This window comes from Dyella sp. OK004 (assembly GCF_900114495.1).
In the GTDB taxonomy this organism is placed as follows: Bacteria; Pseudomonadota; Gammaproteobacteria; order Xanthomonadales; family Rhodanobacteraceae; genus Dyella_D.
The window spans coordinates 286,688-309,496 of sequence record NZ_FOZI01000004.1 but is presented as its reverse complement, the minus strand read 5'-3'; the positions used below and the strand labels follow the sequence as shown (position 1 = coordinate 309,496).

The 22,809-nt window shown below is 64.0% G+C and carries 23 protein-coding genes; 10 read left to right on the top strand and 13 right to left on the bottom strand.

Going from position 1 to position 22,809, the window contains the following annotated elements; translation table 11 throughout:
- Window positions 1–13: 13 nt before the first annotated feature.
- The 5 genes from BM338_RS17550 to BM338_RS17530 form a co-directional block, all read right to left on the bottom strand.
- Complete coding sequence (locus BM338_RS17550) at window positions 14–481, bottom strand: cupin domain-containing protein (protein ID WP_090453145.1); 468 nt, start codon at window positions 479–481, stop codon at window positions 14–16.
- Window positions 482–486: 5 nt separating this feature from the next.
- On the bottom strand, window positions 487–1,248 hold the full coding sequence (tatC, locus tag BM338_RS17545; RefSeq protein ID WP_090453143.1) for a twin-arginine translocase subunit TatC: 762 nt from the start codon (window positions 1,246–1,248) through the stop codon (window positions 487–489).
- On the bottom strand, window positions 1,235–1,609 hold the full coding sequence (tatB, locus tag BM338_RS17540) for a Sec-independent protein translocase protein TatB (RefSeq protein WP_090453141.1): 375 nt from the start codon (window positions 1,607–1,609) through the stop codon (window positions 1,235–1,237). Before tatB ends, tatC begins: the two co-directional genes overlap by 14 nt.
- A gap of 14 nt (window positions 1,610–1,623) precedes the next feature.
- Window positions 1,624–1,857 carry a twin-arginine translocase TatA/TatE family subunit gene (tatA, locus tag BM338_RS17535; RefSeq protein ID WP_090453139.1) on the bottom strand — a complete coding sequence of 78 codons (234 nt, stop codon included), beginning with the start codon at window positions 1,855–1,857 and terminating at the stop codon, window positions 1,624–1,626.
- Between the two features lie 66 nt (window positions 1,858–1,923).
- Window positions 1,924–2,613 carry a lipid-binding SYLF domain-containing protein gene (locus BM338_RS17530; protein ID WP_090453137.1) on the bottom strand — a complete coding sequence of 230 codons (690 nt, stop codon included), beginning with the start codon at window positions 2,611–2,613 and terminating at the stop codon, window positions 1,924–1,926.
- A gap of 111 nt (window positions 2,614–2,724) precedes the next feature.
- Between BM338_RS17530 and hemH the strand changes: the two genes are divergently transcribed.
- The 4 genes from hemH (at window position 2,725) to BM338_RS17510 (ending at window position 7,423) form a co-directional block, all read left to right on the top strand.
- A complete protein-coding gene (gene hemH / locus BM338_RS17525) occupies window positions 2,725–3,771 on the top strand; it encodes a ferrochelatase (protein ID WP_090453516.1) in 1,047 nt (348 codons plus the stop codon).
- On the top strand, window positions 3,768–4,619 hold the full coding sequence (locus tag BM338_RS17520; protein ID WP_090453135.1) for an alpha/beta fold hydrolase: 852 nt from the start codon (window positions 3,768–3,770) through the stop codon (window positions 4,617–4,619). Before hemH ends, BM338_RS17520 begins: the two co-directional genes overlap by 4 nt.
- Window positions 4,620–4,663: 44 nt before the next feature.
- Complete coding sequence (locus tag BM338_RS17515) at window positions 4,664–5,470, top strand: helix-turn-helix transcriptional regulator (protein ID WP_090453133.1); 807 nt, start codon at window positions 4,664–4,666, stop codon at window positions 5,468–5,470.
- Window positions 5,471–5,545: 75 nt separating this feature from the next.
- Window positions 5,546–7,423, top strand: coding sequence for an aspartyl protease family protein (locus BM338_RS17510; protein ID WP_090453131.1), 1,878 nt, complete (start codon window positions 5,546–5,548; stop codon window positions 7,421–7,423).
- A gap of 406 nt (window positions 7,424–7,829) precedes the next feature.
- Here the strand turns inward: BM338_RS17510 and BM338_RS17505 are convergent, their stop codons facing one another.
- Genes BM338_RS17505 through BM338_RS17480 form a run of 6 tightly spaced genes read right to left on the bottom strand, consistent with a single transcriptional unit; the run spans window position 7,830 to window position 13,950 of the window.
- Complete coding sequence (locus tag BM338_RS17505; RefSeq protein ID WP_090453128.1) at window positions 7,830–9,548, bottom strand: dipeptidyl-peptidase 3 family protein; 1,719 nt, start codon at window positions 9,546–9,548, stop codon at window positions 7,830–7,832.
- A 48-nt stretch (window positions 9,549–9,596) separates the two neighbouring features.
- Window positions 9,597–10,802, bottom strand: a complete 1,206-nt coding sequence (locus BM338_RS17500) for an ABC transporter permease (protein ID WP_090453126.1) — start codon at window positions 10,800–10,802, stop codon at window positions 9,597–9,599.
- Window positions 10,799–11,533 carry an ABC transporter ATP-binding protein gene (locus tag BM338_RS17495; protein WP_090453124.1) on the bottom strand — a complete coding sequence of 245 codons (735 nt, stop codon included), beginning with the start codon at window positions 11,531–11,533 and terminating at the stop codon, window positions 10,799–10,801. The genes BM338_RS17500 and BM338_RS17495 overlap by 4 nt, the downstream gene beginning before the upstream one ends.
- Entirely contained in the window at window positions 11,530–13,113 is a 1,584-nt protein-coding gene (locus BM338_RS17490) for an alpha/beta hydrolase (protein WP_090453122.1), read from the bottom strand. Before BM338_RS17490 ends, BM338_RS17495 begins: the two co-directional genes overlap by 4 nt.
- Window positions 13,114–13,141: 28 nt before the next feature.
- Window positions 13,142–13,342, bottom strand: coding sequence for a helix-turn-helix transcriptional regulator (locus BM338_RS17485; protein ID WP_090453120.1), 201 nt, complete (start codon window positions 13,340–13,342; stop codon window positions 13,142–13,144).
- Window positions 13,342–13,950: a hypothetical protein gene (locus BM338_RS17480; protein WP_090453118.1), complete on the bottom strand. Its 609-nt coding sequence runs from the start codon at window positions 13,948–13,950 to the stop codon at window positions 13,342–13,344. Before BM338_RS17480 ends, BM338_RS17485 begins: the two co-directional genes overlap by 1 nt.
- Window positions 13,951–14,419: 469 nt before the next feature.
- Between BM338_RS17480 and BM338_RS17475 the strand changes: the two genes are divergently transcribed.
- The 4 genes from BM338_RS17475 (at window position 14,420) to BM338_RS17460 (ending at window position 19,548) form a co-directional block, all read left to right on the top strand.
- Window positions 14,420–14,959, top strand: a complete 540-nt coding sequence (locus BM338_RS17475) for a fimbrial protein (protein ID WP_090453116.1) — start codon at window positions 14,420–14,422, stop codon at window positions 14,957–14,959.
- Window positions 14,960–15,080: 121 nt separating this feature from the next.
- The gene (locus BM338_RS17470) at window positions 15,081–15,824 is read left to right on the top strand and encodes a fimbrial biogenesis chaperone (RefSeq protein ID WP_090453114.1); all 744 of its coding nucleotides are present in this window, start codon (window positions 15,081–15,083) and stop codon (window positions 15,822–15,824) included.
- Window positions 15,821–18,592 carry a fimbria/pilus outer membrane usher protein gene (locus BM338_RS17465; protein ID WP_255367354.1) on the top strand — a complete coding sequence of 924 codons (2,772 nt, stop codon included), beginning with the start codon at window positions 15,821–15,823 and terminating at the stop codon, window positions 18,590–18,592. The genes BM338_RS17470 and BM338_RS17465 overlap by 4 nt, the downstream gene beginning before the upstream one ends.
- Window positions 18,592–19,548 (top strand): fimbrial protein, encoded by a 957-nt coding sequence (locus BM338_RS17460; protein ID WP_090453112.1) that lies wholly within the window; start codon window positions 18,592–18,594, stop codon window positions 19,546–19,548. Before BM338_RS17465 ends, BM338_RS17460 begins: the two co-directional genes overlap by 1 nt.
- A gap of 4 nt (window positions 19,549–19,552) precedes the next feature.
- Here the strand turns inward: BM338_RS17460 and BM338_RS17455 are convergent, their stop codons facing one another.
- Both BM338_RS17455 and BM338_RS17450 read right to left on the bottom strand, forming a co-directional pair.
- Window positions 19,553–19,891, bottom strand: coding sequence for a hypothetical protein (locus tag BM338_RS17455; RefSeq protein ID WP_143109334.1), 339 nt, complete (start codon window positions 19,889–19,891; stop codon window positions 19,553–19,555).
- 199 nt (window positions 19,892–20,090) lie between these two features.
- A complete protein-coding gene (locus BM338_RS17450; RefSeq protein ID WP_090453108.1) occupies window positions 20,091–20,837 on the bottom strand; it encodes a ferredoxin--NADP reductase in 747 nt (248 codons plus the stop codon).
- Window positions 20,838–20,929: 92 nt separating this feature from the next.
- Here BM338_RS17450 and BM338_RS17445 point away from each other — a divergent pair, with 92 nt between their 5' ends.
- Both BM338_RS17445 and BM338_RS17440 read left to right on the top strand, forming a co-directional pair.
- Window positions 20,930–21,910 (top strand): ABC transporter ATP-binding protein, encoded by a 981-nt coding sequence (locus BM338_RS17445; RefSeq protein WP_090453512.1) that lies wholly within the window; start codon window positions 20,930–20,932, stop codon window positions 21,908–21,910.
- Complete coding sequence (locus BM338_RS17440) at window positions 21,907–22,683, top strand: ABC transporter permease (protein ID WP_090453106.1); 777 nt, start codon at window positions 21,907–21,909, stop codon at window positions 22,681–22,683. The genes BM338_RS17445 and BM338_RS17440 overlap by 4 nt, the downstream gene beginning before the upstream one ends.
- Window positions 22,684–22,809 lie beyond the last annotated feature (126 nt).

The window sequence follows — 22,809 nt, the reverse complement described above, 5'->3', positions numbered from 1 at the left end:
ACCCGGTGCGCTCCTACATGGACGTTTCGGCGAGCAGCGGGCGCAGTCGCGCGGCGAAGGCATCGCTGTCGTCGAGCAGGCGGAAGCCGGCGAATTCGAAAGCGGGCGCCACGATGCAGGTGACCAGAGTGTAGTCACCCAGCGGCCGTGCCGCCTGCCATGCATGCGCCGGCACCACGTGCGCGGGTGTGCCGCCATCGGCGAGCGATCCTAGACGGCGGCGCTCCAGGCGACCTTCGGCCGGGTGATACACCAGCAGCTCGACAGGTGCCCCCTCCACGTAATGCCAGGCCTCGTCCGCATCCACCACATGCCAGTCGCTGATCTCGCCGTCGGCCAGCAGGAAGTGGATGGCGCTGAGCGGCGGGCGGACGCCATCCGGAGCGGCGGCGGTATGAAAGCGCCTGTAGTGCCCACCCTCCACGTGCGGCTGCAGCTGAAGGGTGGCGATCAGTTCTGCGGCGCGCGGATGGGTTGGCATGGATCTCAATCAGCAGCGGATGCAGGTGCCGGCTTCACCAGCCAGCGCACCGCCAGCACACCCAATTCATAGAGGAAGCACATCGGAATCGCCAGCATCACCATCGAAGTGATATCCGGCGGTGTGATGAAAGCCGCAATGGCGAACGCGCCGACGATGGCATAGCGGCGACCGCCGCGCAGCTGTTCGAGATTGACCACGCCGATCGCGGCGAGGATCACCACCGCCACCGGCACCTCGAAGCACAGGCCGAAGGCGAAGAACATCAGCATCACGAAGTCGAGGTAATGCGTGATGTCGGTCATCATCTCCACACCCTGCGGTGTCACCGCAGTGAGGAAACGGAACGCCGCCGGCAGCACCAGAAAGTAGGCAAACGCGGCGCCGGTGTAGAACAGCACCAGTGCCGCGCCCAGCAGCGGCCGCGCTAGGCGCTTCTCATGCTTGTACAGGCCGGGGCTGACGAAGGCCCACAGCTGATAAAGGATCATCGGCATGCTGATGAACAGCGCCGCGTAGAACGCCAGCTTCAGCGGCGTCACGAACGGGCTGGCCACTTCGGTGGCGATCAGGTGCGCGCCTTCCGGCAGGCGCGCCACCAGCGGCGCGGCCAGCTCGGTATACAAACGATTGGCGAATGGCGCCAGCACCAGCAGTACCAGCACTACGGTCACCACCGCCTTGAGCAGGCGTGAGCGTAGTTCGATCAGATGCGAGAACAGGCCCTGCTCCAGGCTGTCAGCGTCTTCTTGCTCAGGCGCCGCCATGCGGTGTTTCCCTGGGTGGCGTGGCGGGCGTGGCCGCGGTGGTTTCGCCCGGTGTCTCGACCGGCTTGTCGGCGAGCTTGGGTTGCATCACATCGGCGCCGGTCTCGCGGACCTTGCGCAGGGTGGCATCCAGTTCGGATTGCGCAGCCTCGGCATGCGCAGCCGCTTCGCGCGCCTGCCGCTTGATTTCTTCCACTTGCAGCTCGCGCTCCACCTCGGCCCGTACGCTGTCCCAGCCAGTGCGCACGCGGCGCAACAGGGCGCCGGCGGTGCGCGCGGCGCCCGGCAGTTTCTCCGGGCCGAGCACGATCAGCGCGATAAGCGCGAGCAATACCAGCTTGCCGAAGCTGATCTCGATCATCGCCTGCGCGCCGCTTACTTGGTTTCGGTGGTGTCGTGCTGTTTCTGTGTGGTGTTGCTGCCAGAGGCCGGCGGATCGGCCTGCAGGCGCTCCTCGTCCTTGGACTTGTCGTCGCCGCCAGCGCTATCCAGGCCTTTCTTGAAATCACGCACGGCGCCGCCGAGATCGCCACCGATGTTGCGCAGCTTCTTGGTACCGAAGATCAGCACCACAACAACCAACAGAAGAATGAGATGGGTAATGCTCATGGGCTTGCCTCAAAAGCGGAATAGTGACCGGAAAACGTTCGCACGCCGTGCGCCGGCCTTTCCGACTCAACGCTGAGTGTACTCCTCCAGGCGGTCGCGGAAATCGACCACCGGAGCAGGAATATTACTCACCCCGCCCTCGAAGATGCGCCGGGGGGTAATGCCCTTGCCATAGATCGCCTCGTTGGCATCGTAATCGATACGGAGGGCCGAGCCGTCCAGCGCCACGCCAGCGAACAGGCCGCGCGAGCGCGAGTACGAGTAGATCTCGGCCTTGAACTGGCTGTCCGTCGATGCCGTGGCGGTGCGGCCGACCGGACCGGCCGCGGCGGCGGCATCAGCGCCCAGGGTGAATTTGCCATTGACGATGGAATCCACGCCGCGCTGGGTACGGAACACCAGGATCACATCGGTCGACGAGACGCCGGCCTGGAAGCCGACGCTGCCACCGGTGAGCGTCACGAAGCTGGGGTTGGACCAGGTGCCGTCGGGGCCCTTCACCGAAATCAGGCCTTCACCACGGCGGCCGCCAAAGATGAAACCGGCCTTGATCATGTCCGGAATCACCGCGATCGCGTGGGCTTCCTTCAGCAGGTCGACCGGGATCGATTTGTCCGGCGCCTCCATGATTTCCTTCAGCACGCGCACCGAGTTCTGCGCGCGCACCAGCGGCGGATCTTCGGCGTGGGCGGACATGGCAGGCAGCAGCAGAACCAGCGCGGCGAGCAAGAGGCGATGCAGCGATGCTTTGAACATGGGCGGTTCCTGTCTCCGGATTCGTTGAAGGGCACGCTGCGACAGCAGGTCATGCGGCGCCCCGGATGGCTTGTGGCAGACTTCGTGACTGATCTCGCCACGACGGCCGCCATGCCACGCAGCAGCCACTATACCGGCCTGACCGGCGTTTCCGATGACCAGCCGGTTAAGGCCGGTGTGCTACTGGTCAACCTCGGTACACCCGCGGCACCGACCGCGAAGGCATTGCGTCCCTATCTTGCGGAGTTCCTCGGCGATCCGCGGGTTATCGAGTATCCGCGCTGGCTGTGGCAGCTGATCCTGCACGGGGTGATTTTGCGTATCCGTCCGCCGCGTTCGGCGCATGCATATGGACGCATCTGGACCCCCCAAGGTTCCCCGCTGCGGGTCGGCAGCGAAGCACTGGCCGCAGGCCTGCAGACGGAACTGGACCAGCGCGCACCCGGCCCGATCCGCGTTGCCCTGGCCATGCGCTATGGCGAGCCGTCGGTGGCACACCAGATCGAGCAACTGCAGCGCGACGGCGTCCGTCGCTTAGTAGTACTGCCGCTGTATCCACAATATTCCGCCACCTCCACCGGCTCGGTGATCGATGCCGTGGCGGACAGTTTCAAAACCCTGCGCTGGCCACCGGAGCTGCGCATCATCAACGACTACCACGACAATCCAGGCCATATCGAAGCGCTGGCGCAAAGTATCGAGCACTGGTGGGCGGCGAACGGCCGCGGCGACAAGTTGTTGCTGTCCTTCCACGGCATTCCGGAGCGCTATGTCCAGGCGGGCGACCCCTACTTCCAGCAATGCCAGGCCACTGCACGGCGACTGCGCGAACGGCTGGGGCTGGACGAGTCGCAATTGCTGCTGAGCTTCCAGTCGCGTGTGGGCCGCGAACGCTGGCTGCATCCCTATACCGATGCCACCGTGCGCGAACTTGCAGCACAGGGTGTGAAGCGGCTCGACGTCGCCTGCCCCGGCTTCGCCGTCGATTGCCTGGAAACGCTGGAGGAAATCGCCATGCAGAACCGCGATTTCTTTATCGAGGCGGGCGGACAGGAGCTGCGCTACATCCCGGCGCTCAACGACAGCGCCGGCCAAGTCAGCAGCCTCGCCGCGCTGGCGTTGCGCCACATGCAGGGCTGGCCGGAAGCCGGCGCATGAGTGCCCCCATTGAACGCTCCATCGAACTGCCGCAGCTCACCCTGCGCGCACAGGTCTGGGGCGCGGACGATGCACCGCCGCTACTGGCGCTGCATGGCTGGCTGGACAACGCGGGCAGCTATGCACGGTTGGCGCCACTGCTGGCCAACCGCTGGCGCGTGATCGCGCTGGAACTGCCCGGCCATGGCCATTCCGATCATCTGCCGCCGGGTACGCATTATCACTTCGTCGATTACGTCCGCGCCGCGCTCGCTGCCGCCGATGCTCTCGGCCTGCAGCGCTTCGACCTGCTCGGCCATTCGCTCGGCGCCGGCATCGCCGCGATGCTGGCCGCCGCCGCGCCGGAACGCATCGCGAAACTGCTGCTGATCGAAGGCCTGGGTCCGCTCGGCGACGATGGCTCGCATACCCTGCAACGCTTCCGCGACGGCATCGCCGCACCAGTCAACAACAAGGGGCTGCGCGTATTCCGCGATGTCGAGCAAGCCATTGCCGCGCGCGCCATCGCCGGCGGTCTGCGCGCCGAGCTGGCACGACCCATTGTGGAGCGTGGCTTGCTGGAAGTCGCCGACGGCTGGTGCTGGCGCAGCGACCCGCGCCTGACCCGCACCTCCCCACTGCGCATCGCCGAAAGCCAGATCCATGCGTTATTGCGCGGCATCCGCGCGCCGACCGCGCTGCTACTGGCACGACCGGCAACCTCGTATCTGCCCAGCCACCCGATGGAGCTGCGCGCCGCCTGTGTCGACGATATCGCCGTGAGCCATCTGGATGGCGGACACCATCTGCACCTGGAACATCCGCAGGCGGTAGCGGACTGGGCCACCGCGCATCTCGGCCATCCCTGACCTACGGCACGTGGAAGCCGGCCAGCGCCGCGTAAACTGCAGCCATGCAACATCTCGGCCGCGCCAACTACGGATCGCCGCAACAGCTCCGCTCGATCGGCGGCATGCTGGTGTCCACCACACGCTATGCTGGCGACGGCCACCTGCCACTGCACGAGCATGACGAGGCGTATCTCTGCCTGGTCGCGGATGGCGCCTACGTGCAGCAAGCGAGCGGACGCGACACCGACTGCGCGACCGGCCTGCTGCTGGTACATCCCGAAGGGCATCGCCACGCCAATCGCTTTTCGCCGCAGGGTGCGCGCTGCCTGAGCATCTTTCCTTCGCATGAATTCGCGGCCAGCGAGGGTATGCAGCGCCTGCTCGGCGACCATCGCGCGCTCACACTGCCCGAAGCGCCACGCCTGCTCGCACGCATTGAACGCGAACTGGCAGCGACCGATGATGCGGCGCCACTGGCCTTGCAGTCGGCGATCTTCGAATTGATTGCGCTAGCTTGTCGCAGCGGCAAGGACGAGCAGCAACCCGCATGGCTGACGCGCGTGCTTGAACGACTGCACGACGATCCACTGGCGAATCTCTCGCTGCAGGAACTCGGCGCACTTGCCGGCGTGCATCCCGCGCATCTCGCGCGGCGCTTTCAGCAGGCTCAGGGCATGTCGGTCGGCGACTACCGCCGCGCGCTGCGCATCCGCCTTGCCTGCAAAACGCTGGCGCAGGAAGCGTCATCCATCGCCGATGTCGCCGTCGCCGCCGGCTTCACCGACCAGAGTCACTTCGCGCGCGTGTTCAAGCGCGTGACCGGCGAAACGCCACGTGACTTCCGGCACAAACTGCAACGTGCGTCCTAAAGCATCAAAGGCGTCCTAGACCGCCGGTGCGAGGGTCGGGCAGCATGAGCTCGCCTACCGCAAGGAACCGCCCGCATGCTCAAGCTTCGCCCCCTTCCCCATCTGTTGCTGATCGGCAGTCTGCTGCTTCCCGGCTTTGCCGCCGCGGACGACGCCGGTGCCTTGCTGCGCGAACTGCAGCAAGCCCATGGCGCCAGCGTTCTGGCGCGTCACGGTGCCTTGACCGCCGAAGGCAAGGAAGAAGCCGATGGCCTCAGCGGCCCATGGCAACTCAGCGTTAACCTCCGCAACGGCTATTACGCCGAGCGTGCGCGCAACAGCGTGTTCGCCAGCGCCGACGGCTATGACGCGCAAGGCCGCTGGCACCAGGACATCACGGGTCTGGTACATCCCTACGATTCGGACGAAGCCATAGCCGTCGCCATCAGCGAGAACTGGCTGCGCCGCCTAGGCTTCCTCTCGCCCAAGCCGGACAACGTGACTTACCGCCGCCTGCCGGACGCGAAGCAACAGGGCCGCTCCTATGCGCGCCTCGAAGCCACGCCGGCGCGCGGCCGCGCCATGACTTTGTGGATCGATCCCACCACGCATCGCCTGGATCACGTCACCTGGCAAAGCAGCTTCCTCAACTTCACTCAGCGCTACAGCGACTACCGCCCCGTTGATGGTGTGCAGCTGCCGTTCCGCATCACCAGCAGTGCCGCCACCGTGGCGGGCGGCGAAGACAACGCCAGCACCGACATCATCGAACGCTACCAATGGCTGGACACTGCACCGGCCAGCGCACTGCAGCGCCCTGACAACAAAGTGCGCGATGTGAGCATGGCCAACGGCGCCCATCAGGCCGTGGCGCCGATGCATTTCGAAGGCGGCTTTTTGCTGGTCGACGTGAGCATCAACGGCAAGGGACCGCTGCCCTTCATCCTCGACACCGGGGGCCACGCCATCCTCACCACCGACGCCGCGAAGAAGCTCGGTTTCAATACCCAGGGCCAGGGCGTCAGCACCGGCTCCGGCCCCGGCTCGATGAGCACAGCCTATACGCGTGTCGATCATCTCGGCATGGGCGCAGCCGATATCCGCGACCTGACCTTCCTGGTCATGCCCTACCCCCACAGCTTCTACGAGCGCGGCAGCGGACGCGAACCGATCGCCGGCATTCTCGGCCTGGAAATCTTCCAGCGCTTCGCCGTCACCTTCGACTACGACCACCAGCAACTCGTGCTGCAGCCCTACGATCAAGGCGAGGCACCCGCCGCACGCCAGGGCACCGTCGTGCCGCTGCGATTCACCGACGACATGCCACTGGTCGAAGCTGAACTCGATGGACATCCCGGCGTGTTCGGCATCGACACCGGCAACTCCGGCCTCACCCTGCTGTTCCCGCAATGGGCCGAACGCGCCGGCATCGCCGCACGCTACGCCAACGGCACTCCCTCACCCACCGGCGGCGTCGGCGGCCTATACATGGCCCACTTCGCCCATGCCCAATCGCTGCAGCTGGGCGCGCAGAAACTCGACAACGTCGTCGCCATGCTCACCCGCAACGACGCTGGCGCCACCGGCAACCCCAGCGAAGCCGGCAACATCGGCCAGGACATCCTCTCCCGCTACAACGTCCACTTCGACTATCGCCGCCAGCAGATGGTGCTGATACCCCGCGCCAAAACCACCACACATCACTACGCCTTGGCCGGCTTCCGCGCCGACAAAAACGCCGAACAACCCGATCGCTATCAGATCGTCTGGGTCACACCAGGCAGCCCCGCAGCACAGGCCGGGCTGAAGAAAGGCGATGCGATCGTCGCCGTGAACGGCAAACCGGCAGGCAGCATCGGCCTTGGAGAACTACGCGAGGCGAGCATGAACCTGCCTGAAGGAACGCCGTTGAAGCTGACGCTGGGGGATGGGCGAGTGTTGGATATGAAGTTGCGGGATATCGCGCCGAAGTAGGAGCTACAGGGCTTCGCAACAAGGCTTTCTCAAGCACCCAACCCCTCCCCAGCCCTCCCCTGCGAGCAGGGGAGGGAGCAAGAGCTCGGCACGGCAGTGGGACTAGAGGATCGGGCCGAAAAGAAAACCGTCCCGACGCCTGACACTGGAAAAGGCGCAGCTACAGAGCACACCGCCTGCTCTTCAGGCCATTTCTCTTTGGTTACTTTCTCTTTGGGCCAGCAAAGAGAAAGTGACCCGGACCGCGGCAGCGGTTCGGAAGCCCGCGGCAGGCGAGCCAGCGCACGCAGACGCGACAACCGAGCGACAACGCCACTGGATCCCTGCCTGCGCAGGGATGACGAGTAGGGAGGAATGGTTCAAGACCGAACCCTCACCCGAAGGGAGAGGGAGAAAACCCAAAAGCTCAATGCTGCCCAGCCCCCGCCACCCCCAATACATCCGCCCCCTGCTCAAACGTAATATCAACCGGGATCCTGGCACTCTGCAGCCGCTTCAAATCCCCAGCCAACTCCGCATCCACACTCCCCATCCCATCAGTGAGCTGCTTCGCCGCGTCGTAATCGCCATCTCCCTGGATCGTCAGCAACTTCGCCGACAGCGCATTCATCGCCGCCGTCATTTTGTCGAAGTCAACGCGATAACGCCCCGTAGCCGCATCGCGTGAAAACGCGCCCTGCTGCTTGAAGAAGTTGAAGCGCACCATGTTCGCCTTCGCATGCGCATCGCTGGCGCCGAAGCGCACCGAACGCAGGATGCCGGCGAGGAAGGTGACGTAGTTGTCCATCAACTTCGCCTTGTCCAGCTCGCCCTTCTCCGCGAGCTTGCTGACCATGTACAGGCCGAGGATGTCGGCCTTGCCTTCCTCGAAGCTCGATGCCTGATCCTTCAGTGCGCCGCGCACCATGCCCTTGCCGGTCAACGTCTGCTTGATGCCCAGGCCGTGCGCTACTTCGTGGAACATGGTGTTCTCGAAGAACGCGTCGAAGGTGAGATGCGATTGCTGGTCGTCGGCAATCAGTTCCTTGGCGATCGGCAGCATGATCTTGTCAAACTTGGCCTGCATGACGTTTTCCAACTGCAGGCGGCGCGTGCCTTTCTTCAGCTGCACTTCTTCGTCATTGGGCAGGTTGATGGCGATGGTCTTGGCGCCGACGTTGGCGTCGCCGGCGTAGTACACGGCGAAGTAGGCGTTGAGGTCCGCATCGGAGCCGGGTTTCTCGGCTTTGTATTTGGCGCCCACCGGCAACTCGCGCTGCAGTTCCGGCAGGTACTTCACGAAGCGCGCCAGCTTGGCGCTCCAGGCCTGATCTTTCACCAGCACGTAGCTCTCGTAGCTGGCCTTGTAGCCAAACAGCTGGTCTTCGTAGGTTTCGATCGGGCCGATGACGATATCAACCGGGTTGCTCTTCATCGCCATCCAGGCGAAATCGCTGGGACGGTAGTCGTCGCTCAACAGGGCATCGGCGCGCAGCTTCAGGTAATGCGCGAAGTCCTTGTCGGCGGAAAGCTTGGCGGCATCGCGCAGCAGGCCCGCGGCCTTTTCCAGATCGGCTTTGTACGCCTCGTGGAACGGCACCGTCACCAGCTTGCCCTGCGCGTCGCGGCGCAGCACGGTATAGAGCGATGTCTTGTCCTTGAGATCGGCCTTCTCGAATTCTTCCTTGCTCATGTCGGCCGGGTAGAACTGCACACCCGGCGGACGCGCACCAATGCCGGCGACAAAAGGCTGATCGTTATCGAGACGATCCCAGGGGCCGTAATTGATCTCGGCGAAGCGGCGGGTGTCCTCGTCGGGAATGCGCTGTATCAGCGCGGCCTTGTCACCCCACGCCTGCTGCCAATAGAGACTGTTGGTGACGTCGGCCGCCTGGATCAGCAACGCGATCATCTGCTTCTGCTGCGCGTCGAATGCCGACAGGTCGGCCGTGAGCTTGACCGTGGCGTAATCGGCCATGCGTTTCTTTGCCATCTCGGCGTCGGTCGAAGCCGGCGGTGGTTCCGCGGCAGCCGTGCTGGCCGGAGCGGGCTTGGCCTCGCCAGCCGGCGCCGCGGCCTCCTGATGGGACGAACTACAACCGGCCAGGGCGGCAACGAGACTCAGGGCAAGCAGATGGCGACGCATGGGGTCTTCCTCGCAAACGGAAGACCCCATGGTATCGGCTGTCGAACCTCAGGCGGAAATGGCCAGCCGCTCGGAGCGGTACAACTGGGCGGTGCCCAGGATCACCAAGGCCGCCGCCGCCAGCGTACCGGCCACGCAATACAGCAACTGCTGCGGCTCAATGCCGTCGCCGCGCAGCAGGCGCATCACGCCAAGGTTCTGGCCCAGCAGCGGTACGGCATACATCCAGCCCTGCGCCTTGATCGGCAGTACCGACAGCAACAGGCTGGGCAGCGCCGGCACGATCATCAGCAGGGACAGATAGGTCTGCGCCTCGCGGTAGCTTTTGGCGAAAGCCGCCACCAACGACTGCAACCCAGCCAGCAGCAGCACCAGCGGCAGCATCAGCAAGAACACATGCGCACCGAAGTGCAGGCCCAGGTTCAACTCCATGCCCAGCTTCTCGGTGGGCACGAATGGCCCGATCACGGCGAACGCCACCAGGGTGATCAGCAGGCTCATGCATGAGAACGCGCAGATCGCCGCCAGCTTGCCGAACAAGATCTTCCAGCGCGCTACCGGGTTGGCGAACAACGGCTCCAGCGACTGTCGCTCGCGTTCGCCCGCGGTCAGGTCGATCGCCAGATACATGCCGCCCAGGAAAATAGTGATCACAAAGAAGTACGGCAACATGCCGAACATCAGCACGCCGCGCGCCTGCGCCGTTGCCTGGTCGCGCCGCGCGACCGCGATCGGCCACGCGGTGCTGGGCGACAGCCCGCGCGCCACCAGCCGCATCGCACCCTGCTGGCGAGCGTAGCCCTCCACCAGTCGGCTGACGCGCTCCACCGCGGTAGCGGTGTCGCGTTGCGAGGAGTCGTGGATCACTTCCACCTGCACCGGCTCGCCCTTGCGCCAGGCCTTCGGGTAATCCGCACTGATGCGCACCACCACATCGGCGTCCTGTTTGCGCACGGCCCGTTCCGGATTGGCGATGGCTGGCTGCGGTACGACGCCGCCGGCCTTCAGCGCATCGATCAGGTTGGGCGCGTACTCGGCACCGATCACCGGCACCTTCAGCGGCTGCTCCGCTTTCTCGAACTCGCGATTGAGCGCAACGTTGATCAGCATCACGAACAGCAGCGGGCCGAGCAGCGGACCCGTCAGCAGCGCGCTGGTGAGCGTGCGGCGATCGCGCAGGTTCTCTTTCACTTCCTTGAGGAACACGGTGAGGAAGGCGCTGGCGCGCCTGGCCCTGGCGGTTACAGCATTCATGCGGCCAGGCCCTCTTCGCTACCGATGATTTTCACGAACGCGTCCTCCAGATTGTGCTCGCCAGTCTGCTCGCGCAGCGCCTGCGGCGACTCGTCGGCCACCACGCGGCCATGCGCGATCACCACGATGCGATCACACAGCGCAGCTACCTCTTGCATGATGTGGCTCGAGAACAGCACGCAGCGGCCCTCCGCCTTCAGCTTCTGCATGAACTGGCGCAAGGCGCGCGTGGCCATCACGTCGAGTCCGTTGGTGGGCTCATCGAGAATCACGTTGCGCGGGTCGTGGATCAGCGCACGTGCAATGGCGGTCTTCACCCGCTGGCCCTGGGAGAAACCTTCCGTGCGGCGGTCGCCAATGTCGTCCATTTCCAGCGCCTGGATCAGCGCTTCGCGGCGCGTGGCCAGTTCGTTTTCCGGCAGCCCGTGCAAACGCGCGAAGTAGTCGATGTTCTCGCGCGCGGTCAGCCGCTTGTACAGGCCGCGCGCATCTGGCAACACGCCGAGCTGGCGGCGCACGGCGAGTGCGTCGGTAGCGGCGTCGATACCGTCCACCAGCACTTGCCCGCGATCCGGCGCCATCAGCGTGTAGAGCATGCGCAGCGTGGTGGTTTTGCCGGCGCCGTTGGGGCCGAGCAGGCCGGTAATTTCACCGTCGCGCGCCTTGAAGCTGACGCCGTCCACGGCTTTCACCGCGCCGAACGCCTTGTGCAAATCCCTGACTTCGATCATGGCGCGGCTCCATTGAAATCGATGAACTGCGGTGTGGCGTGCAGGCGATCCAGGCATTTCACATTGAGCTTCGCGGGTGCGAGATCCTCCACGAAATGCTTGACCAGCTCAGGCGCGCAGCCGGCATTGATCACGTTGTGACCCTGCCCCTTGAGCACCAGATGCCGCGCATTGCCGAGACCCTTGAGCACCTCGTCGCCGTAGCGCGGCGGCGTCACCGGGTCGTACTCGCCCGACAGCAGCAGGATCGGCTTGTCACTCTTCAGCGACTCATGGAAATCCGCCGGGCGCGTGCCCTTGGGCCATACCGTGCACACTGCCTGCAAGGCATCGATCATGCGCGTGCCGAGAATGGTGTGAGCATCCTGCGGGCGCGGCGTCAGCAGGTCGGCGTCCTCGCTGCAGATCACCGAGGACTGCATGCCGCCATTCATGGTGTCGGAGAGATCGCCCGACAGCAGCTTGGCCTGCCCCAGCAGCGGGCCGACGTCGCCGTGCGCGGCAGCGTCGATCGACACCGGCAGCAACGCGGCGGTGATCGGCGAATAGGCAAACATGCGTACCACACTGGCCAGCGAGTATTCGCTCAGTACGCGCTGTACGGTCTGGTAGTTCTGCGGATCGCGGAAGCTGACCTTGTGTGGATTGGCGCGCAGCGCATCGCGCAATTGGTACAGAGTCTGGTACGAATCACCGAAGCGCTGCTTGCACGCCTCATCGGAGGTGCAGCGCGCGAACTGCGCCTTGAGCGCGGCATCCAGGTTCTGCGCAAAGTCCTCACCCAAGACCAGCCCGTTCGGCACCACGCCGTCGAGGATCACGCTGCGCACCGCATCCGCATGACGCATCAGGTACTGCTGCGCCATGCGCGTGCCGTAGGAAACGCCGACCAGGTCGAAACTCGGTGCACCCAGCGCCTGACGCAGATCCTCCAGATCCTGCACCGCCACCGTGGTGGTGTAGTAGCGCGGATCGGCCTTGCCATCGAGCTGCTTGAGGCAGCGTGACGCTTCGTCGCGCACCTTGTTGGCGTCGAAGTGGCTTTCGTCGTCGTGATTGCCTGCCGGCGCTTCCTCCGCCTTGCAAATCAGCGGATTCGAGCCACCGGTACCGCGCTGATCGAGCAACAGCACATGCCGGTGCGCCAGCAGCGGCTGCAGGGCACCCGCCACGGCCGGCCAGTTTTCCGTGGCCGCCTGGCCGGGGCCGCCGGCCAGCAAGACCACCATGTCCTTGCTCGCCAGCTGCGCGCTGCTGCGGATCACGCCGAACTTCAGCTTGATCTTGCGGCTACGCGGATCGTCGCGGTTTTCCGGCACCTCGAACGGCGCGCACCACGCGGCGGTGGAGAGGCCGCTGTTGGGCTGGCCCAGCTCGCATGGCGTCAACGTCAGCGAGCCGAGCTTCCAGGTTTCCGGCTTGGCTGGCGTTTTGGGCGCGGCAATGGGCGCACTTTCTGCCACCGTTTCCTTGGCGGCGTCATCCGCGTTCGGCCACGCATGAAAGTGATTCCATGCCAATGCGCCGAGCCCGATGACGACGGCTCCGATCCGCACGGCAGTTCGTCCTTTGATGCTCATGTCTCGCTCGCTCTCATGTGGGTCCGCCTCACTCGGTTTTGCCCGGTTCGAAGATCGCCTCGATCGGCAGCCCGAACAGCCGCGCGATCTTGAAAGCCAGCGGCAGGCTGGGGTCGTACTTGCCCGTCTCGATGGCATTGATGGTCTGGCGCGACACATCCAGCCGCTCGGCCAGGTCGGCCTGCGACCAGCTGCATTCGCCACGTAGTTCGCGTACCCGGTTTTCCATCAGCCGCGGTAGCGCCGCTTGCACCAGAACAGCGCCGCGCCGTAGGTCAGGCACAGCGCGGGAAACACCAGCAGCAACGGCGTGGCGCCGTCGACAGTCAGCACCTTGGAGGCGGCGAGAAAACCCAGTGCCATGCTGACGAAGCCCACCACGCCGGCGGCGACGGCAAGCGCCTGAAAATGCATGCGTTGCATGAATTCGTCGCTACCGAGCACGTAACGCACCATGGCCATGATCATCAGCGCGACCGGAATGGCCGGAGTGAAGGCGATCAGCCCCTTGAGCCACAACGGCCCGGCCTCTTTGTGCAGCGGCCACACAAACAACATGATCAGAAAGTAGGCCGCCATGACCGGGGTGAACTCGCGCACGTAGCGGCGATCCTCGCGGCGCATCGGGTCACGGCCTTCGCAAGTCACCGCCCGGCCCACATAGGCCATGAAGAGCATCGTCGCGACGGCGATCGCGACGAGCAGCAATCGCAATGGCAGGTTGGTGGTGTGCAGGCTCATCAACAGCGTGCCCCAGAACAGGGCCACCACCACCAGCAGTAACCCCCAGCGCCGCCAGGCTGGCCATCCGGCCACGCGCCTGGTCAGGCTTTCCATGATCCCCTCCATCGGCCGCCTCCCCGCGTTATGCCGTCACGTCATGTCAAGCAAACTTGACAGAGAGATTAGGCGCGACCCGCCGACCTGTCAAGCATCCTTGACAATTTGACTCGATCCAAGCCGTTTAACTGCAGTTTTGTTAATTAGGGCAAGCACTTGGCCGTAGAGAGTCACTTTTGGACCCGATTGCGACTGCGTCAGTTTCTTGACGCTTGTTAACAAGTCGTCAAAACATTCTGTGAGATAGTTCTCATAGCAAACTGTGAGATTCATCACAGTCTGTTCTGGCTTGGCACGACTTCTGCTTATGCCCCCCGCAAGCGATCTGAGGGGCACCACAAGCAACGTCTGCCCCCTCAAAGAGCCGACAAGACGCAGGGGGAGAAAAGTACGAGCCCGCGTCCAGATGACTGCGTCGCACCCGTTGCAACCACCCATAACAAAGACGTTTGAAGGACAAAGGCAAATGACCAAGACCCTTATCACCACCGCCCTGATCGCCGCCTTCGGCTTCGCCGCCCTGGCTCCGAATTCGGCTTCCGCGGCTGACGGCACCATCAACATCACCGGTACCGTCAACGCTTCCACCTGCAAGATCAACGGTGGCGCCAGCCCGGCCACCATCAACGTGGCACTGCCGACCGTGTCGACCACCTCGCTCAGCGCCGCCGGCGCCGTTGCGGGCCGTACCGCTTTCGCGCTCAACCTGACCAACTGCGGTTCGCTGACCAAGGCTCAGACCTTCTTTGAGCCGGGCCCGACCATCATGGCCGACGGCAACCTGAAGAACGCTTCGGGCACCGCCACGGGCGTCGAAGTGCAGCTGCTCAACAGCGACTTCAGCAACATCAACCTGGCCGGTACCTCCACCACCCAGGCTTCGCAGCAGACCACGCTGACCACCGGCGCAGGCAACCTGAACTACTACGCGCAGTACTTCGCGACCGCCGCCGCTGGCGCCGGCACCGTGTCGACCAGCGTGCAGTTCACCATGCTGTACCAGTAAGCAAAGAAGTTTTTTTGGCAAGTCGTAAGTAAGTAGTAAGTGGCAAGTAAGCGCCGGAACCGCACCGGTTCCGGCGCACCGCTGCAACCCGCAGCGACCCTGGTCATAGCGAGGAAATCCCATGAGGAAGTTTGTCTGCGCCCTTGGCGCGGGCCTGTTGGCCTTATGCCTTGGCGCTCCGCAGGCGCAGGCCAATGTGCTGATCGGCGGTACCCGTGTGGTGTTCCCCGCGAAGGACGGTGAAGTCACCGTTCGCCTTACCAATGACAATGATCGCCCGGTCCTGGTCGAATCCTGGATCGATCGCGGCGACGTGCATTCCACCCCCGAATCCGTCGATGTGCCGTTTCTGATCACGCCTCCGCTGTTCCGCATGGAAGCGAAGAAAGAACAGAGCCTGCGCATCGTCTACACGCACGAGCAACTGCCGGCCGACCGCGAGTCGCTGTTCTGGCTCAACGTGCTTGAAGTGCCGCCGAAACCGACCGGCCCGCAGGCCGAAGGCCAGAACCTGCTGCAGCTCGCGCTGCGCTCGCGGCTGAAACTGTTCTACCGCCCCGTAGGCTTGCAGGGCGATCCGCTCAAGGCGCCGGCTGCCCTGACGTGGAAGCTCGTGTCCGAAGGCAAGGGTTACGCGCTGGTCGCGCACAACCCCACGCCGTTCCACGTCACCATCTCCGAGATCTCGGTGAATGCCGGCGGCAAGACGGTGAGTGCCGAACTCGGCATGGCCGCACCGCTGTCCGACCTGCATCTGCCGCTGCATGACGCCGCGCAGAAGCCAGCTTCTGGTAGCACGGTCAACTTCACCGCCATCAACGATTACGGTGCGGCTGCCACCTACACGGGCACCATCGCGCCGTGAACTCCGTGCGCGCCAGCCATGGCGGCGCTCGCGACAACGGCCGTGCCGTTTGTCGTCGGGTGCTGCTGTGTGTGGCGATCGCCGGCGCGCTCGGCGGCTGGACTCTTTCATCGTCCGCGGCCGATGCCGCGGCGGCTGGCGGCGCAGCACCTTCCAGCGCGGATGCCTCCGCCGCCCTCGACGCCAGCTTCGACCGCAACCTGCTTTCCGGCGCCGGGCGCAACACGGGCGACCTGTCGCGCTTCGAGCGCGGCGCAGTAATTGTGCCGGGCGTCTACCGCACCGACATTTTTCTCAATGGCTCATGGGTGGGCCACACCGATGTGCGCTTCGCCTCGCCCACACCGGACGCCAACGCCATTCCCTGCCTGACCAAGGCGATGTTCGACCAGCTTGGCCTGCCGCTGCAGAAACTTTCTGCCGAGCAGCAGGCCAAGCTGGCCGGCGAGCAGGGCTGCGTGGACATCGGCAGCGTGATTCCCGCGGCGACGATGACCTTCGACCAGCCCAACCTGCGGCTCGACGTGAGCATTCCGCAGGCCTGGCTCGGCACCCGCGCACGCGGTTACGTCAACCCGGAGAACTGGGACCGCGGCATCAACGCCGGCCTACTGAACTACAACTTCAACAGCTATCGCAGCAGCAGCCATGGCGTCAGCCAGACCTCGTCGTTCCTGGGCCTCAATGCAGGCCTGAATCTGGGTGGCTGGCAGCTGCGCCACAACTCCACGCTGCTGATGCAGTCCGGTGCGGCCGGTAGCCCTACCCGCAAACATTGGCAGAACCTGGATACCTATCTGCGTCGCGATCTGCCCTCGCTGCGCGCGCAGATGACCATCGGCGACTCCTACACCGGCGGCGAGATGTTCGACAGCGTCAAGGTTCGCGGCGTGCAGATCGCTACCGACGACCGCATGCTGCCTGATTCGCTGCGCGGCTACGCGCCGACCGTGCGCGGCGTGGCCGAGACCAATGCCAAGGTTACCGTCCGCCAGAACGGCGTGGTGCTGTACGAAACCACGGTGGCGCCGGGCCCGTTCACCATCTCCGATCTGTATTCCACCGGCTACGGCGGCGACCTCAACGTGAGCGTCACCGAGGCCGACGGCCGCGTGCGTACGTTCTCCGTGCCTTATGCCTCGGTGCCGCAGTTGCTGCGCCCGAGCGTCACCCGTTTCTCGGTGGTCGCCGGCCAGCTGCAGGATGCCTCGCTGCACGCCCACCCGGCGCTCGCGCAGGCCACGATCCAGCGCGGCTTCAGCAATCTGCTGACGGGTTACGCCGGCCTGGTAGCCTCGTCGGGTTACGGCGCGGTACTGATGGGCAGCGCACTCAACACGCGCTACGGCGCGTTCGCCATGGACATCACCGCAGCGCGCACCGAGATCCCGGGGCAGTCCACGCAGAATGGGCAGAGCGTGCGCCTGAGCTATAGCAAAATTCTGCCGAACAGCGATACCTCGTTCACGCTGGCCACGTATCGCTACTCCACCAGCGGCTATCTGGGCCTGCGCGACGCCATGCTGGCGCGCGACATGGCGCGCGGCTATCGCTACGTCGATCCCACCACCGTCACCACCATCGACGGCGTGACGGTGAACAATGTGCTGACGCCAGACCAGCGCAAAGCGCTTATCAGTGGCAACTCTAATAACTTCACCGCCTACACCAGCCAGCTCGATCGCCAGCGCAGCCGCTTCGATGTCAACGTAAGCCAGCGTCTGGGCGATCACGGCGGTTCGATCTACGCCACCGGCTCAGCAGTGGAATACTGGAATCGCAACGGTACCGACGTGCAGTTCCAGGTTGGCTACAACAACACCTTCCGCCGACTCAGCTACAACCTGTCGGCCACGCGCGTGCGCGACAGCTACGGCCGCTACACCAACCAGTTTTTCGCCAGCTTCACCCTGCCGCTGGGTGACAGCCTGCACGCGCCGATGTTCGGCGCCAATATCAATCGCGACGGCTCGGGCCACACGCTGGAACAGGCCACGCTGAGCGGCACGGCCGGCGTCGACAACCAGTTCAGCTACGGCGCGACGGCGTCGCACGACAGCGGCGGCAACAACGGCAGCAGCAACGGCAACGCCGGTACCATTTATGGTGGCTACCGCAGCCCCTACGCACAGCTCAACGCCAGCTTTGGCGGCGGCAACGGCTACTCGCAAGGTTCGCTGAGCGTGGCCGGCTCGGTCGTGGCGCACGCGGGCGGCATCACGTTCGGCCAGCCGATGGGCGACACCGTGGCGATCGTGGCAGCACCCGATGCAGCAGGTGCGCGCGTGATCAATGCCTCCGGGGTGCGCATTGGACATTCCGGCTACGCGCTGGTGCCCTACCTCACGCCCTATAACCTCAACACCGTGCAGATCGATCCCAAGGGTCTGCCGCTGGCTGTGGAGCTGGATACCACCAGCGCACAGGTGGCGCCGCACGCCGGCGCGGTAGTGCTGGTGAAGTTCAAGACCAGCAGCGGCCGCTCGGTGATCGCGCGCGTGCGCCAGAGTGATGGCAAGGCCGTGCCGTTCGGCGCCGAGGTGGTCGACGAACACAACCAGGCCCTGGGTGTGGTCGGACAGGCCGGGCGTATTCTGGTGCGCGGCGCCAAGGACAGTGGCCAGCTCACCGTGCAGTGGAAGACCGAGGACGACAAGCCGATGATGTGTTCTTTCCCGTACCGCTTGTCAGCGCCTGCGAAGGGCAAGACCGATACTTATGAGCAGATCGAGGCGACTTGCACACCAGCTGCCGGGAGTGATTCGTGATGCTCGTCCGCCGCCACCTCACGGCACTGCTGTTGTTAATGGCGCTTGGACTGCTGCCGACTATGGCGCGCGCCGCATGCAGCTTTACCAGCGGTGGTGTGGCGAACGTGAACATCAGTTTTGCCAGCAGCACGATCATCATCAATCCCAACGCTCAGGTTGGCGATACGCTGGTGAGTTCAAGTCAGTTCTCGCCAGTGAATTCCTCCGGAGGTACGTCGGCGGTCTCCTGCAGCGGCAGCACACGGACCGGCGTCATCAACTCTGTGGGTAGCCAGCCTTCAACGTCTTCGACGATCTTCCCCACGGGCATCAGCGGCGTTGGCTATCGCGTCACTCACCCTAATTCGTCGACCTACCTCACCGCCTTCGGCGGCGGCTCGATCGCTTCGGGTTCGTACAATCTGTCGGTGACGTCTGGCTTTGAACTGGTGAAGACCGGCCCTATTGCCAATGGCTCGATGTTGAATACCGGCACGCTGGGTTATTGGCAATTCGATTCGGGCCTGCGGGTGGAGAACTTCGTTCTCTCCAGCCCGGTGACCTTCGTAACGGCCTGCTCGGTCAACACCAGCACGATCAACGTCACGCTTCCCACGGTGTCCAATACGGCCTTCAATGGCGTGGGCACCGTGGCAGGCGCTACCGTGGTGCCGATTTCACTCAACTGCACCGCGGGCAGCAAGCTGTCCATTCAATTCGACACGGCAACGCCGCAAAGCGGGACCACCAGCGTCATCGCGCCGGCAACCGGTGCAGGACGGGCTAAGAATATCGGCGTGCAGCTCACCAACCAGAACTTCACCCCAGTGACATTTGGCTCACCCTCCCTGGTCGGTACCACACCGGACGGGGTTTTCACCCTTACCTATTACGCGCGCTACTACCAGACCGCCACCCCAGTGGCTGCTGGCACCGTTAGCGCCACCGCGACCTTCACGCTCACCTACCAATAAACGCTTACTCGTAAGTCTGCGTCACCAGCTTGGGCTGCACATTCAAGTAATTCGCGAAGTAGACGATTAAGGGATCTGAGGCGAGTGGCGTTTCGCTCGTCGTGCCCACGGACAAGGCGTAAGACTGAGCTGCCAGTCCAGATGTGGTACCGGCTCGTTCCGAGCAGCTGTAGCGTTGTGACGGGTGGGCCGAAGCTTCGGCGGCATCGATGCGTTGCAAACCGACAGAACACGTCGGCTCCACGATTGCACCGGAGAAGGTGATGAGGCCGCCATCGGCCCACACGGGGAGCGACGCCATCGTCAAAGCGATCGCGCATCCTGCCAGCGTCTTGCGAATCATGCCCCGCATACCGCCCTCCTACGCCCGCACAACGGATGGGCGCTTTCAGGTTCTGTCGGCAGTTGCCGGCGAGGCTTTAATCGAATTCCCGGGGATGTGCTCGAAATGTGATTCGCATCACATAAAAATGTGACGCACATCACATGAAGGCACGGCTATATCCTTTGGCCGATCAGCAACTTAGGGGTAAGCCCCGAGCTCAGCGCGAGGAGACGTACTTCTCGCGGCGGATCTGCGGCACCGGCAGGCCGTATTCCTTCAGCGTGGTGAAGGCGGCATCGACCATATTGGGGTTGCCGCAGAGATAGGCGATATCGCGCTCGGCACTCGGCGCCAATTCGGCCAGCACGTTCTGCACATGGCCGCTGCGATCGGTGGGCCGCGGCACAGTACGGGCCTCGCGGCTGAGGCAGCCGTGGAAGGTGAAACCGGGATGCGCCTGGGCGAAGGCTTCGAATTCCTCGCCGTAGAGCAGTTCGCCTTCGTTGCGTGCACCGTAGAGCAGCACTACTTCGCGATCGCCCTTCGCCAGCAGCTCGCGGATCTGGGGCAGCATGGCGCGATACGGCGTGACGCCGGTGCCGGTGGCCAGCAACAGATAACGCGGATGGGCATCCCCCGCCTGCAGGCAGAAACGGCCATACGGGCCACTGGCTTCGATGGTTTCGTCGTGCTGCAGGTTGCCCAGCAGCTTGGTGGCGGCGCCGCCGTCCACATAGCTCACCGCGATCTCGATACGTTGCACCGGCGAGCTGCCGTCACCCACGGTGGCTACGGAATAGCTGCGTTTGGTGGCGGTGCCATCGTCGTAATGGAAATGCACTTGCAGGAACTGCCCGGGCACAAAGGCCAGCGGTTGGCCGTCGGCACGCTCGAACACAAGGTGGCGTACGGCGGGCGCCAACATGTGGCTAGCAACGAGACGGAGCGTGAAATGGTCGGCCATGGAAATTCCGGGAAACAGTGAGTACGCCCGGCTGAACCGGCCGGCAGGAGCTAGCCCGCTATAATAAGAGGCTAGCCCCCTCGGTGCAGCCCATGCCCACCCAGCCTTCCTTTTCCGCCCCCGCCCTGGTCGTCGACAACCTGCGCAAAACCTATGGAAACGGCGTTGAAGCCCTCAAGGGCATCAGCCTGACCGTGCAGCCCGGCGACTTTTTTGCCCTGCTCGGCCCCAACGGCGCCGGCAAGTCCACCCTGATCGGCATCCTCTCCTCGCTGGTCAACGCCACCGGCGGCGACGCGCAGGTGTTCGGCGTCTCCGTGAACAAGCAGCGTGGCAAGGCCATGCAGCTGATCGGGCTAGTGCCGCAGGAGATCAACTTCAATCAGTTCGAGAAGCCGTTCGATATCTGCGTGAACGAGGCCGGCTTCTATGGCATCCCGCGCAAGATCGCAGTGGAGCGCGCAGAGAAGTACCTGAAGGAGTTGCGCCTGTGGGACAAGGCGCAGCACCAGGCCCGCATGCTTTCCGGCGGTATGAAGCGCCGCCTGATGATCGCCCGCGCGATGATGAACGAGCCGAAGCTGCTGATCCTCGACGAGCCCACCGCCGGCGTGGATATCGAGATCCGCCGCTCCATGTGGCAGTTCGTCAGCGACATCAACGCCGCCGGCACCACGGTGATCCTCACCACGCACTATCTGGAAGAAGCCGAGCAGCTGTGCCGCAACATCGCGATCATCGATCGCGGCACCATCGTGGAGAACACCACGATGAAGCGCCTGCTTTCCACGCTGGATGTGGAGACCTTCGTGTTCGACGTGAGTAACGTGCCGGGCGAATTGCCCAGCTTGCCGGGGGTCACCCTGCGCCGCGTCGACGATCACACCATGGAAGCGGAAATGTCCCGCGCCCACGACCTCAACTCGCTGTTCACGGCCTTGTCCGCGCACGGCATCACGGTCACTTCGATGCGTAATAAGACCAATCGATTGGAAGAGTTGTTCGTCCGCCTCGTCGAACAAGGCCGAAACGAGCAGGATCGCAACGAGAAAGCTGCGGAGAAAGCGGCATGAACGCCTCCGGCAATCTCGTCGCACTCCATACCATCGTCCGCCGCGAGATCATGCGCATCATGCGCATCTGGACGCAGACGCTGATCCCGCCCGCAATCACGATGACCTTGTACTTCGTGATCTTCGGCAAGCTCATTGGCAGCCGCATCGGCACCATCGAGGGTGGCTTCACCTATATGCAGTACATCGTGCCGGGCCTGGTGATGATGAGCATCATCACCAACAGCTACGGCAACATCTCCAGCTCGTTCTTCGGCGCCAAGTTCAGCCGCGCGGTGGAAGAAATGCTGGTGTCGCCGATGCCGAACTGGGTGATCCTGCTTGGCTATGTCACTGGCGCCGTGGCACGCGGCGTAGCTGTGGGTGCGCTGGTGCTGGTCATTGCGCTGTTCTTCACCCACCTGCAGGTGGTGCATCCGCTGATCACCTTTGCTTCGGTACTGCTGGGCGCCACGATTTTCTCGCTGGCCGGCTTCGTCAATGCGGTGTACGCCAAGAAGTTCGATGACATCGCGCTGGTACCCACCTTCGTGCTCACCCCGCTCACCTATCTCGGTGGCGTGTTCTATTCGGTAAACATGCTGTCGGAGCCGTGGCAGAGCATCTCGCGGGTCAACCCCATCCTGTACATGGTTAACGCGTTCCGCTTTGGCGTGCTGGGTGTCAGCGACGTGCAGATCGGCGTGGCGTTTGGGGTGATGCTGCTGTTTGTGGTGGGTCTGTCGGCGATTGCGCTGCACCTGCTCAAGCGCGGCATCGGTCTGCGCTCGTAATGCTTTTGTTCGTCATTCCGGCGAAGGCCGGAATCCAGTTGGATAGCTCGTGCGAAGCACTCAAAACGATTTTGTGTGCTTCGCACGCATACTTCACTGGATTCCGGCCTTCGCCGGAATGACGGT